The organism is Gulosibacter hominis (assembly GCF_904842695.1).
Taxonomy (GTDB): domain Bacteria; phylum Actinomycetota; class Actinomycetes; order Actinomycetales; family Microbacteriaceae; genus Gulosibacter; species Gulosibacter hominis.
In genome coordinates, this window is sequence record NZ_CAJGWQ010000012.1 from 27611 (window position 1) to 42231 (window position 14621).

16 protein-coding genes and 1 tRNA gene are annotated in these 14621 nt (G+C 62.5%); 11 read left to right on the forward strand and 6 right to left on the reverse strand.

The genetic code is table 11. The features are described 5' to 3' along the window. Nucleotides 1-48 precede the first annotated feature (48 nt). The 4 genes from JMV54_RS08315 (at nucleotide 49) to ilvA (ending at nucleotide 3358) form a co-directional block, all read left to right on the forward strand. Nucleotides 49-122, forward strand: a tRNA-Leu gene (locus JMV54_RS08315). Nucleotides 123-312: 190 nt separating this feature from the next. Continuing rightward, nucleotides 313-888 (forward strand): LemA family protein, encoded by a 576-nt coding sequence (locus JMV54_RS08320; RefSeq protein WP_201518451.1) that lies wholly within the window; start codon nucleotides 313-315, stop codon nucleotides 886-888. Further along, a complete protein-coding gene (locus JMV54_RS08325) occupies nucleotides 888-2105 on the forward strand; it encodes an AI-2E family transporter (protein WP_201518452.1) in 1218 nt (405 codons plus the stop codon). The genes JMV54_RS08320 and JMV54_RS08325 overlap by 1 nt, the downstream gene beginning before the upstream one ends. Further along, nucleotides 2102-3358 carry a threonine ammonia-lyase gene (gene ilvA, locus JMV54_RS08330; protein WP_201518453.1) on the forward strand — a complete coding sequence of 419 codons (1257 nt, stop codon included), beginning with the start codon at nucleotides 2102-2104 and terminating at the stop codon, nucleotides 3356-3358. Before JMV54_RS08325 ends, ilvA begins: the two co-directional genes overlap by 4 nt. Before the next feature lie 68 nt (nucleotides 3359-3426). Here ilvA and greA read toward each other — a convergent pair whose 3' ends face one another. After that, nucleotides 3427-3915, reverse strand: coding sequence for a transcription elongation factor GreA (gene greA / locus JMV54_RS08335; protein WP_201518454.1), 489 nt, complete (start codon nucleotides 3913-3915; stop codon nucleotides 3427-3429). 118 nt (nucleotides 3916-4033) lie between these two features. After that, on the reverse strand, nucleotides 4034-4429 hold the full coding sequence (locus JMV54_RS08340) for a DUF4307 domain-containing protein (protein WP_201518455.1): 396 nt from the start codon (nucleotides 4427-4429) through the stop codon (nucleotides 4034-4036). A gap of 104 nt (nucleotides 4430-4533) precedes the next feature. Between JMV54_RS08340 and mca the strand changes: the two genes are divergently transcribed. Together mca and JMV54_RS08350 are read left to right on the forward strand one after the other, a co-directional pair. Further along, nucleotides 4534-5433, forward strand: a complete 900-nt coding sequence (gene mca, locus JMV54_RS08345; RefSeq protein WP_201518456.1) for a mycothiol conjugate amidase Mca — start codon at nucleotides 4534-4536, stop codon at nucleotides 5431-5433. Then, nucleotides 5433-5750 carry a hypothetical protein gene (locus JMV54_RS08350; RefSeq protein ID WP_201518457.1) on the forward strand — a complete coding sequence of 106 codons (318 nt, stop codon included), beginning with the start codon at nucleotides 5433-5435 and terminating at the stop codon, nucleotides 5748-5750. The genes mca and JMV54_RS08350 overlap by 1 nt, the downstream gene beginning before the upstream one ends. 98 nt (nucleotides 5751-5848) lie before the next feature. On the opposite strand, the gene trhA is transcribed toward JMV54_RS08350, so the two are convergent. After that, nucleotides 5849-6562, reverse strand: coding sequence for a PAQR family membrane homeostasis protein TrhA (gene trhA, locus JMV54_RS08355; protein WP_201518458.1), 714 nt, complete (start codon nucleotides 6560-6562; stop codon nucleotides 5849-5851). A gap of 64 nt (nucleotides 6563-6626) precedes the next feature. Here trhA and JMV54_RS08360 point away from each other — a divergent pair, with 64 nt between their 5' ends. The 4 genes from JMV54_RS08360 (at nucleotide 6627) to JMV54_RS08375 (ending at nucleotide 11192) form a co-directional block, all read left to right on the forward strand. Beyond that, nucleotides 6627-7385: an isoprenyl transferase gene (locus JMV54_RS08360; RefSeq protein WP_201518477.1), complete on the forward strand. Its 759-nt coding sequence runs from the start codon at nucleotides 6627-6629 to the stop codon at nucleotides 7383-7385. Between the two features lie 336 nt (nucleotides 7386-7721). Beyond that, nucleotides 7722-9140, forward strand: coding sequence for a PhoH family protein (locus JMV54_RS08365; RefSeq protein WP_230972881.1), 1419 nt, complete (start codon nucleotides 7722-7724; stop codon nucleotides 9138-9140). A 75-nt stretch (nucleotides 9141-9215) separates the two neighbouring features. Beyond that, on the forward strand, nucleotides 9216-9710 hold the full coding sequence (locus tag JMV54_RS08370; protein WP_201518459.1) for a prepilin peptidase: 495 nt from the start codon (nucleotides 9216-9218) through the stop codon (nucleotides 9708-9710). Nucleotides 9711-9785: 75 nt separating this feature from the next. Next, nucleotides 9786-11192, forward strand: coding sequence for a class II fumarate hydratase (locus JMV54_RS08375; protein WP_201518460.1), 1407 nt, complete (start codon nucleotides 9786-9788; stop codon nucleotides 11190-11192). A gap of 120 nt (nucleotides 11193-11312) precedes the next feature. Here JMV54_RS08375 and JMV54_RS08380 read toward each other — a convergent pair whose 3' ends face one another. From JMV54_RS08380 to xseA, 3 genes are read right to left on the reverse strand one after another with little or no spacing between them, the layout of a single operon-like run. Continuing rightward, entirely contained in the window at nucleotides 11313-11951 is a 639-nt protein-coding gene (locus JMV54_RS08380; protein ID WP_201518461.1) for a DUF4245 family protein, read from the reverse strand. Next, nucleotides 11948-12208 carry an exodeoxyribonuclease VII small subunit gene (locus JMV54_RS08385; protein WP_201518462.1) on the reverse strand — a complete coding sequence of 87 codons (261 nt, stop codon included), beginning with the start codon at nucleotides 12206-12208 and terminating at the stop codon, nucleotides 11948-11950. Before JMV54_RS08385 ends, JMV54_RS08380 begins: the two co-directional genes overlap by 4 nt. A gap of 5 nt (nucleotides 12209-12213) precedes the next feature. Beyond that, a complete protein-coding gene (gene xseA / locus JMV54_RS08390) occupies nucleotides 12214-13422 on the reverse strand; it encodes an exodeoxyribonuclease VII large subunit (RefSeq protein ID WP_420842089.1) in 1209 nt (402 codons plus the stop codon). 91 nt (nucleotides 13423-13513) lie between these two features. Between xseA and JMV54_RS08395 the strand changes: the two genes are divergently transcribed. After that, nucleotides 13514-14581, forward strand: a complete 1068-nt coding sequence (locus JMV54_RS08395; RefSeq protein ID WP_230972882.1) for a 4-hydroxy-3-methylbut-2-enyl diphosphate reductase — start codon at nucleotides 13514-13516, stop codon at nucleotides 14579-14581. Nucleotides 14582-14621: the final 40 nt, after the last annotated feature.

The window sequence follows — 14621 nt, forward strand, 5'->3', positions numbered from 1 at the left end:
ATGCGGCGGCGTCGCCGTTGCACCGGCATCGTTGGCTGTGTGCAAAATCCCCTGGTAGCCCAATTGGCAGAGGCAGGCGACTTAAAATCGCCAAAGTGCGGGTTCGAGCCCCGCCCGGGGGACTGGTCAGTACCCGCCGAGTTCGGCTTGGCTACTCTGCCTACAGAGGCTTGCGCAGCCTTCCGCCGCTGCGCATCCGAGCCCTGCGCGGGCTGACGCGGGTGCCTTGTGATGACGTCGAGAACCTGTGGCCGAAGTCGTCGGCGGTAATGTCCCCTGCATCTGCAAACTGCGCTCGCTAGAATTCGCGTCATGGATAACCTCGGTTGGCTCATTCCCGTGATCATCGTTGCGGTCATCGTAATTGCTCTTGCGGCATGGTTTTTCATCACCCGCAAACATTTGCAGACTGCCACCGCACAGGTGGATGCGAGCTGGAATGATGTCGCGGATCAGCTCAAGCGACGCAATGATCTGATCCCTAACCTGGTCGCCGCGGTCCGCGAATTTGCCGGCCCGGAACAACAGGTGTACGCCGAACTTGAAAGCGCCAGCGCAGACGCGGTGGCCAGCGCCGGTCCCAACGATGCTGCCGCGGCCGAAAACCGTTTCCAGGGCGCGCTGCGCAGCGTGTTCGGCCTCGTTTCGGGATACCCGCAGCTGTCAAACCAGCCAAACTTCCTGCAAATCAAAGCCGACCTCGTGCAAACCGAAGACAAAATTCAGGCCGCTCGACGCAATTACAACAGCACCGTGCGCGGCTACAACCGCCAAATTTCGCGCTTCCCCAACAGCCTCGTCGCCGGCAGTGCCCACGCCGAAGAGCGCGCGATCTACGAGGTTACCGATCGCGCGGCCATCTCGGAGCCGCCGCGGGTCCAGTTCTAATGACGGGCAACGAAAAAACCGGTGACAAAACCGTCATCGAACAATCACGCATCCCTGAAGACCGTGAATTTGTCACCAAACCAGTACGGATAGCCGCAGCCTGGGCCTGGCGACTGATCCTCATCGTCTTGGCCGCCATCCCCATCATCTGGCTGCTTGCCAAGGGCAGCATCGTGGTGATTCCGCTGCTGGTGGCAATTTTGTTGACCGCGCTCATCACCCCGATCGCGAACTATTTTCGTGACCGGCTGCGCTGGCCGGCGTGGATCGCCATTCTTATCGCCCTGCTCGCGCTGATTGCCGGACTATCAGCACTCATCGCCCTGGTGGTGGTCGCCTTCCGCAGCGGCCAGCAATTTGATGCTGACAGCATCCAACGCCGCGGCCAAGAGCTACTGAAACTGCTCGAAGACAGCCCCCTGCACATCACCACCGACCACCTGCAGCAGTGGTACGGCGAGGCTACCAACTGGGTGAAACAAAACGCCGCCTCGCTCGTGCAGGGAACACTCGCCGCCAGCTCTACCGCCGCCTCGGTGGTCACCGGCGCCACGGTGGCCCTATTTGCCATCGTCTTTTATTTGGCGGATGGTCGGCGAATTTGGCTGTTCATCGTCTCGTTTTTGCCGGCGAGCGCCCGTGCCGCGGTCGACGGTGCGGGCGAGCGCGCCTGGATTTCCACCGGTCACTATGTGCGCGTACAGGTCGTGGTGGCATTCATCGATGCGATCGGGATTTTCCTCGGCGCGCTCATCCTGCAGGTGCCCTACGCGCTCGCCATCGGCATCATCGTGTTCATCGCGGCGTTCGTGCCGCTGGTGGGTGCGGTTGCGTCGGGTGCGGTCGCGGTGCTCATCGCACTCATCGCCAATGGATTCTGGAACGCCGTCATCATGCTCGCCATCGTCGTCGCGGTGATGGCGATCGAAGCGAATGTGTTGCAGCCGCTCATCATGGGGCAGGCCGTCGAGCTCCATCCGCTGGCGGTGCTGGTGTCGGTGAGCGCCGGCTCAATCTTCGCCGGTATCGCCGGGGCGGTTTTTGCGGTGCCGGTGGTCGCGGCGATACGTACGATGGTGAAATACATTCAATCAGGCAAATGGCGGGGCGACCCCGACCCCACCGTCGGGCTGTCAGACGACAGTGACTCGCTCGGTGGCCGGGTACCGAACCGTCAGCCGCTGTCCCTCCGTGTTAGAAAGAAGCCGAGCGCATGACCGCTGAACTTGACCTCACATTCGAACCCACCCTGGAACGAATCGAGCAGGCTCGCGAGATTGTGCAGCGCACCACGCGGGTTACGCCGATGGAGTCGGCAAAATTCCTGCGCAAATATGTTGGCTCGCCCGTGTTTCTCAAATGCGAAAACATGCAGCGCACCGGTTCGTACAAGCTTCGCGGTGCCACCTACCGGCTCTCGCAGCTCTCAGAAGAAGAACGGGCGCGGGGGGTGGTGGCCGCATCCGCCGGTAACCACGCGCAGGGGGTCGCGTTCGCGGCCGCTGAGCTGGGTATTCCCGCCACTATTTATATGCCGATCGGCGTTCCCATCCCCAAACTCGAGGCCACCCGCAACTACGGCGCCGAGGTGGTGCTGCAGGGCTACAACGTGGCCGATTCACTCGCCGGCGCCCAGGAATTTGCCGAACGCACCGGCGCAACGTTCATTCATCCCTACGACCACCCCGACATCATCACCGGCCAGGCAACCCTCGGCCTCGACATTCTTGAGCAAACACCGGATGTCGACACCGTGATTGTGCCGATCGGTGGCGGCGGGCTCGCTTCGGGCGTGGCGGCGCTACTCAAACTCAAAGCGGCAGAACTCGGCCGGGACATTCGCGTGATTGGCGTACAAGCCGAGGGATCGGCCCCCTTCCGGCCGTCAATTGCTGCCGGACATCCCGTGAAAGTTTCGGGACATCCGACCATCGCCGACGGTATCGCGGTCAATGAACCGGGCCGGCTCACTTTTGAGCTGGTGCGCAAATATGTGGATGAAATTGTTGAGGTATCGGATGCCGATATTTCGCGGGCGATCCTGCTGCTGCTTGAGCGCGCGAAGCTCGTCGTTGAACCTGCCGGCGCCACGGGTGTGGCAGCGATGCTGGCCGGCAAAATTCACGACAGCGGTAAAACCGTGTCGGTGCTCTCGGGCGGCAATATTGACCCGATGATGCTCGAAAAGGTGATCGCGCAGGGTCTCACCGCATCCGACCGCTATATGCGCATCATTATTGGCCTGCACGATGTGCCGGGGCACCTGGCGCGTATTTCGACAATTCTCGCGGATATTAACGCGAACGTGATCGAGGTGCTGCACACGCGCCACAACAAGGGGCTGCAAATTACGCAGGTTGAACTGGAGATTTCGGTGGAGACGCGTGGCAGCGAGCATGCGGCGCTCGTACTTGATTCGCTGCGCGCCGCGGGATACGAACCTCGCGTCGATCGCTACGCCACGGTGTAGTGGATGCAAAACACAAGTCGGCCCCGAACACCACTGCGGTGTGCGGGGCCGATTCGTACGCTGCGTAATTAGCTGCGGAAGGTTTCGACGTCGATGATTTCGACGGGGATATCGCGACCGTTCGGTGCGAGATAGCTGGTTGATTCGCCGATCTTCAGCCCTTCAATGGCCGCACCGATCGGGCTGTCGGGGGAGAACACCCGCAGGTCGGTTTGGGCTTCGAGTTCGGCATCGGCATACAAAAACTTTTGTTCCCGGCCGGCGATTGTGGCACGCACAACGGTGCCGAGCTCAACCACGCCAGCGGCTTCGGGTGCCTCTGAAACCACGGCGGTTTTGAGCATGGCTTCGATTTCAACAATGCGGGCCTCGATGCGGCCCTGTTCTTCACGGGCAGCGTGGTAGCCGGCGTTTTCTTTCAGGTCGCCGTCTTCCCGAGCCTCTTGGATTTCTTTTGCGATATTGCGTCGACCGGTGGTCGAAAGTTCGTCAAGTTCGGCACGAAGACGGTCATACGCGGCTTGGGTGAGCCAGGTCGACTCGTTCTGCTGCGACATGGGGTCTCCTTTTGGATAAAAAAATGCACCCCGACCTCCTGTCGGGGCAGTTTTCACATTCTAGCGTATCCGCTCAATAGGCGGCCAGAATAAAGCGGTAATTGGATGCGGGGCTCAGTTAGTGGTCGGTGACCCAACACTCTTTTACCTGTACAACATCCGCAGCCTGGGTGGTTCGCAGCGTCACATCAATCACCTGATGCGCCTGTTCGCTCGGTGCCAGTTCGACAACCTTCCAGCCCACGACGGTGCCCGTCGTGTTGTGCGCCTCAACCGCGCAGGCGAGCGGTGTGCCAGGATGCACCGACACGCGTGCCTGCAGCGTCGCCGAAACGGGGGAGACGACCTCAAAGCGCGCGGTTTGCGTTTCGACAGTGGCGCTGGGTGAAAGCGCAGTCATCGCCCAAAACACCACCACGCCGACGAACAGGGCGGCCGCAGCCAGCCACACCCAGCGCGAGGAGTTTGACGTCACGCGGCGACTTGTGCCGTAACGTTCGTCGAGTTCGCTCACGGTACTCCTGGCTGGCGGATAGGCTTAGGCGTTGAATTACCAGCTTAGTCCGTTGGGTCAACACGCGGTGCCGAACGGATCGGAATTGAGGCAGGAGCAGGGAAGTGACCTATCGGCTGCTGGCAGTGCACGCCCATCCCGACGACGAGTCGAGTAAGGGAGCCGGAACGTACGCAATGTACGAAGACCGTGGCGCCGAGGTCATGATTGTGAGCTGTACCGGCGGTGAAGCCGGCGACATTCTCAACACTGCCGTACCGTCCCGAGCACACGCCCAGCGCGACCTGCCGGGGCTGCGTCGAGTTGAGATGGCTGAGGCCCAGCGCATCCTCGGCATTGAGCACCGCTGGTTGGGGTACCGCGATTCGGGGATGCCCGCAGACGGCCTGGTGCCCGCCGACAGTTTTGCTGCCATCCCGATTGAAATATCGGTGCGCCCGCTGGTGCGGCTCATTCGTGAGTTTCGCCCGCATGTGATGGTCACCTATGACGAGAACGGTGGCTATCCGCATCCTGACCACATTCGCACCCACGAGGTGTCGATTCGCGCCTGGGAACTGTCTGGCGACGAAGAATATCGCCCCGAACTGGGGTCGGCGTGGAGCATCCAGAAGCTCTACTACGACCGCACCATGAACTCCAACCGCTACCAGTCGCTGCTGCACGAGTTAAAAAAGCACAGCGAGCATGAGCATCTGGCTGACCGCATGGAAGCCATGGTCGCGCGGGTGCTCGAGCACGAGCAAGCCCGGCAGGGGCGCATCGGCGCGCGCATCAATGTGGCTGAGTATTTGCAGCGGCGGGATGCGGCGCTGCGTTCGCACTCGAGCCAGGTGGCGCCGAACGACGCGTTCTTTTTCGGCTATCCTCGCGATCTGGAGGCAGTTGCCTACCCGTTCGAAGATTACGAGTTGGTGATGTCGCGCGTGGCTGCCCCTGGCGGTGATCCGGCCGCGCTCGAAACGGATCTGTTCGCGGGCATCATCGACGAGGGAGCTTGGTAATGAATCAACTGGCGCTGTGGGCCGTGTGGATGGGGATTGATGAGCCGCTCCCCACTCCGACCGACCCCGCCTTCAATCCCGCCGATGTGACACCCGGGCCGATCGGATTCATTTTTACCGCGGTGTTTATGGTTGCGGTCGGTTTGCTCGTGATGTCGATGATGACAAAAATGTCGCGGGTGAACGCCCGCTACCAGGTGCGCGAAGAACTCGAGCGCGAAGCAGCCGCGCAGCAAGCATCCGGCCAGAATGCGGCCGCTGAGCCTGAGCGCGAAACCGGCGAAAGTGACCCAACCTCGGGAGACATCAGCCGCTAGGTCTCTCGACCAACGAGCCCAGGCGAACGAACGAGCCCCGGCCACGCCCAGTGTGAGGTCGGGGCTCGGCTGCGGATGCGCTCGACTACCGGGATGCGCTAAGCAGCCGGGTTGAGCACAATCAACAGGATCGCAACCCAGTGGCAGGCCCAGGCAACCACCGTGTGTGCGTGAAAAATCTCGTGAAAACCGAAATAGCGCGGCCAAGGATTGGGTCGCTTAATTGCGTAGAACACGGCGCCGACCGTATAAACCACACCGCCCACGGCAACCAACACCATCATGGCGATGGATGCTGCCAGCAAATCACCCAGATACATGACGGCAAGCCAGCCGGTGGCGAGATAGAGCGCCACGTACAGCCAGCGGGGTGCGGTGATCCACAGCACATTAAAAGTGATGCCTGCGGCTGCGGCGCCCCACACCAGCCAGAACAGCAGCCAACCTTTTTCTGGTGGTAGCCCCAGCAGCGCGACCGGTGTGTAGGTGCCGGCAATGAGCAGGAAAATATTGGCGTGGTCGATGCGTCGCAGCACCGCCTTGGTGCGCGGCTGCCACGCGACCCGGTGGTACAGCGCCGACATTCCGAACAACACCACCGATGAGGCGGTGTACACGGTGATCGCGAACACTTGGCGGGCATTATCGGCGAACACCAGCAGCAGGCCGCCAAGCACTGCGGCAGCAACCGCAGCCCAGGTGTGCAGCGCTCCCCGCATCCGCGGTGGGATGAGCGCCGGCGGCTGCGGTGAAGCGTCGGCGGTATCTTGGGCGGAGGGATTTGCCGGAGCATCCGGCTTCGTGGCTGCCATACACTCACCCTACGCCGTGCACTAGATTAACGGTGTGAAAGTTCGTGTGCCGGTTGCTTCAGCGATGCTGTACCGCCTGTATACCCGTCGCCTGTGGCGTGCGCTTGACCGGATGAGCGCGCGGCCGCAACACGTGGCGATGATTATTGATGGCAATCGGCGCTGGGCTCGGCTTGCCGGTCACGAGGATGCGGCTGCCGGACACCGGGCCGGGGCCGCCAAAATGATCGAGTTTCTCGGCTGGTGTGATCGGGCCCGGATTGGCACCGTCACGCTGTATTTGTTGTCACGCGACAATCTCACCAATCGCGAGAGCCGCGAACTGCACGAACTGCAGCAGATCATCGCTCGGCTGGCCGACGCCATCGCCGCCAATGACCGCTGGCGGGTGCAGCATGTGGGCTCGAGCGACGGGCTTGACCCGCAGCTCGCTGCCACCCTCAAGCGCGTGCAGGAAGAGACCGCCACTCGCAAGGCGAGCCTGCACGTGAATCTGGCCGTCGGCTACGGCGGGCGTAGCGAAATCGTGGATGCGATGCGGTCGATCGTCAGCGCACACGCAGATTCGGGCGGGTCGATTGCCGAACTCGCGGATATTCTCACTCCCGAACTGATCGGTGAGCATCTTTATACCGGCGGGCAGCCCGATCCCGACCTGCTGATCCGCACCTCGGGTGAGCAGCGGCTCAGCGACTTCATGCTGTGGCAGGCGGCGCACTCGGAGTTTTATTTTGTGGAGGCGCTCGGACCCGATCTGCGCGAGGTTGATTTTTTGCGCGCGGTGCGTGATTTTGCCAGCCGAGAGCGGCGCTACGGCAAATAGTTGCCTGCGCCGACACGCCCGGGCCGGCGTGTCGGAATCGGTGGCGGAACAGTTTTTCGGATGCTTTTTCGCCCGGTTTTTGTCACATTCGTCACAGCCGCATCACCCGTAACAGCCAAGATGAACTTCGGGTAACCGTCGGGAAACGACTGCGCATAACCGCATCCAACTAACGCTCTCATCCAGCTGCGGGGCGATAGCTTGGCGGCATCAGGGGACATTCCTGATCGAAACGGCCACGCAAGTTCGTTTCGACATCGCGACGGGTTTCGACACCGAAACTGAGTGGCCGAATCGCAGCACCGACGAGCGCAAGCTCGGCGAGGAGACGACGCCGTGACCACCGCGACCCCGACCACCGCGACCCCCACCACCATCGACCGCGGCAAAGAAGCCGCCGCAGCCACCAACGCGGGGGATCACCCCGCTAACAACACCGAGTCAGCAACCCGAGTGCGCACCTATGTGCTCGACACCTCGGTGCTGCTGAGCGACCCGCGAGCAATTTTTCACTTCGCTGAACACGAGGTCGTCATCCCGATCGTGGTGATCACCGAGCTCGAAAAAAAGCGCTCCGACCCCGAGATCGGCTATTTTGCTCGCCAAGCACTGCGGCTGCTCGACCGGTTCCGCATCGAACACGGCCGGCTCGACTTCCCGATGCCGGTGGGGGATGAAGGCGGCACCCTGCGGGTCGAACTCAACCACTCCAACCAGCAGGTGCTGCCGAGCGGGATGCAGCTGGGCGACAACGATTCGCGCATCCTCGCCGTGGCCGCCAACCTGCAAAACGACGGCCTGGAAGTGACCGTTGTCTCAAAAGACCTGCCGATGCGCGTCAAAGCGTCGGCCATCGGCATCGCCGCCGATGAATACCGCCACGAACTCGCCCGTGACACCGGCTACACCGGGCTCACCCAAATCGAACTTGGTAGCGAGGCGATCAGCGAGCTGTACGAACACGAAGAAATCGCCTGCGATGACATTGCTGACCAGCCGATCAACACCTCACTCGTGATCGCCTCCGAACGCGGGTCGGCACTGGGTCGTGTGGTGCGCAGCAGCGACGGCGAACGTCGTGTGCGCCTCGTGCGCGGCGACCGCGACGTGTTTGGCGTACATGGCCGCTCAGCCGAACAGCGCCTGGCCATCGACCTGCTGCTCGACCCCTCGGTGGGCATCGTCTCGCTGGGTGGGCGCGCCGGAACCGGCAAATCGGCACTCGCGCTCGCGGCCGGGCTCGAAGCCGTCCTCGAACGCGGACTGCACCGCAAAATCATGGTGTTTCGGCCGCTGTTCGCGGTGGGCGGCCAAGAACTCGGCTACCTGCCCGGCGATCAGGACGAAAAGATGAACCCGTGGGGTCAAGCCGTCTACGACGCCCTCTCATCGATCGTCTCCGACAACGTCATCGACGAAGTGCTCGACCGCGGCATCCTCGAAATCCTGCCGCTCACTCACATTCGCGGTCGCTCATTGCACGATGCCTTCGTAATTGTTGATGAAGCGCAATCGCTCGAACGCAATGTGCTGCTGACCATGCTGTCGCGCGTGGGACAAAACTCACGCGTGGTGCTCACACACGATGTCGCCCAGCGTGACAACCTGCGCGTGGGGCGCCACGACGGCATCGCCTCGGTTATTGAAACGCTCAAGGGACAGCCACTTTTTGGACACATCACGCTCACCCGATCCGAACGCAGCGCTATCGCGGGACTCGTGACCGATCTGCTTGAGGGGTACGAAATCTACTAGCGCACTCGGCCCCAGCCGGCCGCATCCCTGTGGATAACCGCAGCGGCTGCGGCCGGTTCTCGCTAGGGTGCCGCCGTGGATGAAACCCAAGCGCAGCTCGCCGCAGCCGGCGCAATAGCCCTGTGGGCGGCTGCCGTCACGCCGTCCCTGGTGCAGCACGATCTGCGGGAGTTTCGGCTACCGAACCGGCTCACCCTGCCGGGCTGGTGGGTGGCGGCCGGTGCGCTCGCGGTGGTTACACCGCTCACCGGCCAGTTCCCAACCTCGGCTGCCCTGACAGCGCTCATCCTGCTGGTGGTGCTCGTTGCGGTCGCGTTCACCGGCGGGCTCGGGATGGGGGACGTCAAACTCGTGCTGCCGCTGGCGGTCGGGCTGCTGCTCGTGCATCCGCAAACAGCGCTCGTCGCCGCGATGCTGGCGCTGTGTAGCGGCGCGATCGTTGCGCTCGGCACGGTGATTCAGCAGCGTAATCTGCGCGCTCACATCCCTTTTGGTCCGCCAATTTTGTTGGGTTATTGGACGGGATACACCTGGAGCGCCACGGGCATCCTGCCGGGCATTCTGCCGTAGGGATGCACTCGGGAAGTTATCGGCCAAGCAGCGTAGAATTGAGGGGCAAGAATCCCAGATCCGAAAGGGGACAGCGTGGTCGAGAACAACGACACCGAATACCGTATCGAGCACGACACCATGGGCGAGGTGCGCGTTCCAAAAAACGCCCTCTACGCCGCGCAGACGCAGCGTGCGGTCGAAAACTTCCCGATTTCGGGTCAGGTGCTTGAAGACCGTCAGATCATCGCGCTCGCACAGATCAAGCGTGCCGCAGCAATCGTCAACGCCAAGCTGGGCATCCTCGACGAGGGTCGCTCGAAGGCAATCGTCGCCGCTGCCGAGCAGATCATCGGTGGTCAGCACCTCGACCAGTTCCCGATTGACATCTACCAGACCGGGTCGGGTACCTCGTCGAACATGAACACCAACGAGGTGCTCGCGAAGCTCGCCACCGACATCTTCGAAGACCAGGTGCACCCGAACGACCACGTCAACGCCTCGCAGTCGTCGAATGACGTGTTCCCCACCTCGGTGCACATTGCCGTCACCGGCGCGCTGATCGAGGATCTCGTGCCCGCGCTCGAGTACCTCGCCGAGGCCCTCGAAGAAAAGTCCGAGCTGTGGAAGGACGCTGTTAAGGCCGGCCGCACCCACCTGATGGATGCGACCCCGGTGACCCTCGGTCAGGAATTCGCCGGATACGCCCGCCAGATTCGCCTGGGCATCGACCGCGTGAACGCCACCATTGAGCGCGTTGCCGAGGTGCCGCTGGGCGGTACCGCAGTGGGTACCGGTATCAACACGCCCAAGGGCTTCTCGGAGCAGGTCATTGCCGAGCTCGCTGCCAACACCGGCCTGCCGCTGCACGAAGCTGCCGACCACTTCGAGGCACAGAGCGCGCGTGACGGTCTGGTTGAGGCTTCGGGCGCGCTGCGCACCGTCGCGGTCTCGCTCACCAAGATCAACAACGACCTGCGCTGGATGGGTTCGGGCCCGAACACCGGTCTTGGTGAACTGCACATCCCCGACCTGCAGCCCGGCTCGTCGATCATGCCCGGTAAGGTCAACCCGGTTGTTCCCGAAGCCGTGCTGATGGTGTGCTCGCGCGTCATCGGTAACGACGCCGGTATCGCGGTCGCCGGTGCCTCGGGTTCGTTCGAGCTCAACGTGCAGATTCCGTTCATGGGCACCGCACTGCTCGAGTCGATCCGTCTGCTCGGTAACGCATCCCGTGTGCTCGCCGACAAGACCATCAAGGGCCTCGAGGCCAACCTCGAGCACGCCCGCGAGCTGGCCGAGTCGTCGCCCTCGATCGTCACGCCGCTCAACCGCGTTATCGGTTACGAAGCATCCGCGAAGATCGCAAAGCACGCCGTTGCCAACAAGCTCACCGTGCGCCAGGCCGTGATCGACCTTGGCTACGTTGAGCGCGGCGAGATCACCGAAGAGGTGCTCGACGAAAAGCTTGACGTGCTCAAGATGACCTCGCCGAACCTCTAAGCGAGTCAAAAACGAGTTGTGGCCCGGAAGTTCGCCTCCGGGCCACAACTGTTGTAGGGGATGCACGCTCGGCGGCAGCCGAAACCGTGCGCTTAGTTTGCTAGACGGTCGGTTAGTTTGCTAGCCGGCCGTGGCGATACGCTCGGCCAGCAGGCGCACCTGCTCGGGGTCGTGCGAGCCGTAGACCACGAATAGCGAACCGTCCAGCTCGCCGATCAGCGCGTAGCGGGTGTTTCCCGCTTCCTCGGGCGAGAGGTGGGTGGCATCAAACTCGCGCCACTGCACACCGCCGACCGTGATCTCACCGGTCTGGCTGCGGCCGGCAAGTTTTTGCAATGCCCAGGTGTCGTTCGCGTTAAGCCCCTGGCTCATCCCCACGAACCCCTGGGCCTGGTCGCCGTCGTAGATCACAAAGCCGGTGTACCACTCGGTGACCTTGTCGGCGCCGGTGCGGATCTCAGCGGCATTGGAACGCCACGACTCGGGCACTTCGGGGGCGACCAGCGGCTGCGTGTAGTCGTGCTGTGCCTCGGCTGCCACAGCCCGATAGTCGACATCAAACACGCGCGGCGAATCATTGCGCGGCACAATCAGCACCAGCACCAGCACTGCCAGCCCACAAACCAGCAGCGAAGCCAGCAAATTGCGCACCGTCTGCCGCGAACGATGCAGCCGCGATGCTTCAGCTTTGCGCTCGGCGGTTTCAGCTGGGGTTTCGGGGCGGCCCAGGTCGGCGCGAATCGGACGCTCGCCGCTCACTTGGTCTGCTCGGCTTCGTCGCGGCCCTGCTCGGCCTCGTTACGAGCCTGCTCGAGCCGTTCGCGAGCGCCCTTCAACCAGTGTTCGCAGCGGCCCGCGAGCTGCTCGCCACGCTCCCACAGGCTCAGCGAGGTGGCCAGCGGTAGCGAGCCCTGCTCGAGTTTTTGGACCACGAGAATGAGTTCGTCGCGAGCCTGCTCGAAACTCATTTCAGCTACGGGGGTGGATGCGGGCACTTCGGCCGATTGGTCGGTCATATTGCTCATTCTACGGTCGCCTCGATTCGTCCATCGGTCACGCGGATGCTCAATGCATCCCCAGCGCGAACCTGCTCGGTATTGGTAACAATTGCTGATTCATCATTGCGCTGCCGCTCAACGATGGCGTAGCCGCGCCGCAGCGTGCCCTCTGGCGAGAGCGCCGAAAGCCGCTGGGTGAGCGAGGCAAGATCGCGTTCGGCATCATCAACTTGGCGGCGCACCAGCTCCTCACCACGGGCCGCGAGCCGCATGAGTTCTTCACCGTGTCGATCAACAATCCATGACGGTTCGGCCAGCACCGGTCGTGAGCGCAGCGCGGCGAGCTGCCGGGTTTCGTTCACCACCTGTTCGGTGACTCGGCGACGCAGCCGGGCCCGCAGCTGCGTCACCAGGTCGAGCTGTTCGGCAGTGTCGGGAACCACTCGCTTGGCGGCATCGGTTGGCGTGGATGCGCGCAAATCCGCCACTTCGTCGAGTAGCGGCCGGTCGTTTTCGTGGCCGATGGCGCTGACGATCGGGGTGCGGGCCGCGGCCGCGGCACGAACCAGCGCCTCATCGCTGAACGGCAGCAGATGCATAAAATCGCCACCACCGCGGGCAATGATGATGACATCCACCTCGGGGTCTGCATCGAGTGTTTCGAGCGCGGCAATGACCTGCTCGGCGGTGCCTTCACCCTGCACGCGGGTGTGGATGGTGCGGAAGTGCACGGCTGGCCAACGCAGCTCGGCGTTGCGTCGCACATCTTTTTCAGCATCCGAATCTTTACCCGTGATCAGACCGATGCACTGGGGCAGGAAGGGGAGCGGCTGCTTGCGTTCGGCCGCGAACAGCCCCTCGGCCGCGAGTTTTTCGGCGAGCTTGCGCAGTTGCTCGAGCAAGTTGCCCAGGCCCGCGTGGCGCATATTCATCACCTGTAGTGAGAGCGTGCCGCCCTTGACCCAAAAATCGATCTTGCCGAACACGACCACGCGGTCACCCTGCTGGAACTGTTCGGTGAGTTTGGCGAGCGTTGAGCGCCACACCACCAGCGACAGCGACACATCCTCATTGAGGTCGCGCAGCTTGGCATAGGCGTGGCCGCCGCGGATCTGGTAGCTCGTGAGCTCACCCTCAACCCACACCGTGCCGAGCTTGTCGAGCCAGCCCTTGATGCCCTCCGATACTTCGCGCACCTGCATTGGCTGCTCGGCCGTGGGCTGGATCGTCACCGTGGTTCTCCGTTCTGTTTGTGAGGGGATGCGGGTCAGCTGCTGGCGGACATCCGACAGAAAGTCGGTGGGTCACCGTACACTGGGGGGCGTGAGTGAATCGGTTATTGCCCTGCCCACGCCGCGCATCCCGCGGCCCGCTGTCGTGCTCGAAGACCGGCCGGTTGCCGGATCGAAGCGGGTATTGCTTGCCGCACCACGAGGATACTGTGCCGGTGTTGACCGCGCGGTGGTGGCTGTGGAAAAAGCGCTCGAGGTGTACGGCCCGCCGGTGTATGTGCGCAAGCAGATCGTGCACAACCGTCACGTTGTGTCGGAGCTTGAAAAGCGCGGTGCGATTTTTGTGGATGAGGTTGATGAGGTGCCCGAGGGTGCCAATCTCGTGTTCTCGGCACACGGTGTGTCACCGATGGTGAAATCAGCGGCGGCCGAACGTGCACTCAACACCATCGACGCCACCTGTCCGCTCGTGACCAAAGTGCACCGTGAAGCAACCCGGTTTGCGAAACATAATCGAGAGATTTTGCTGATCGGGCACGACGGGCACGAAGAGGTCGAGGGCACGGCCGGTCACGGTGGCGACAGGGTCACCGTGGTGAACAATGTTGCCGAAGCCAAAACCGTCACCGTTGAAAATCCCGATAATGTCGTGTGGCTGTCGCAGACCACGCTCTCGGTAGATGAGACCTACGAGATCGTCGGCGTGCTCCGCGAACGTTTCCCCGAGCTGCAAGACCCGCCGAGCGACGATATTTGCTACGCCACGCAGAACCGCCAGGTGGCGATCAAAAAGGTGGCTGCCGAATCCGATCTGGTGATTGTGGTGGGTTCAGCCAACTCATCCAACTCGGTTCGCCTCGTGGAGGTCGCATTGCAGCACGGTGCCCGTGCCGCCTACCGCATCGACTACGCGAACGAAATTAAACAGGAGTGGCTGGATGATGTGGTCACGGTTGGGGTGACCTCGGGTGCATCCGTACCGGAGGTGCTCGTGCAAGAAGTGGTTGCGGCGCTCAGCACCGCCGGCTATCACGATGTTGCCGAGGTAGAAACCGCCACCGAAGACCTCATGTTTTCGCTGCCCAAAGAACTGCGCGCCCAGCTGGGTGGCGAGCAGCAGCGCGGCGGACACGGCCAGGGTGTGCGCGACAAAAACTAGTTTGTCGCTCTGCTTCGCTGCTCGCCTCTGTAGCTCGCTT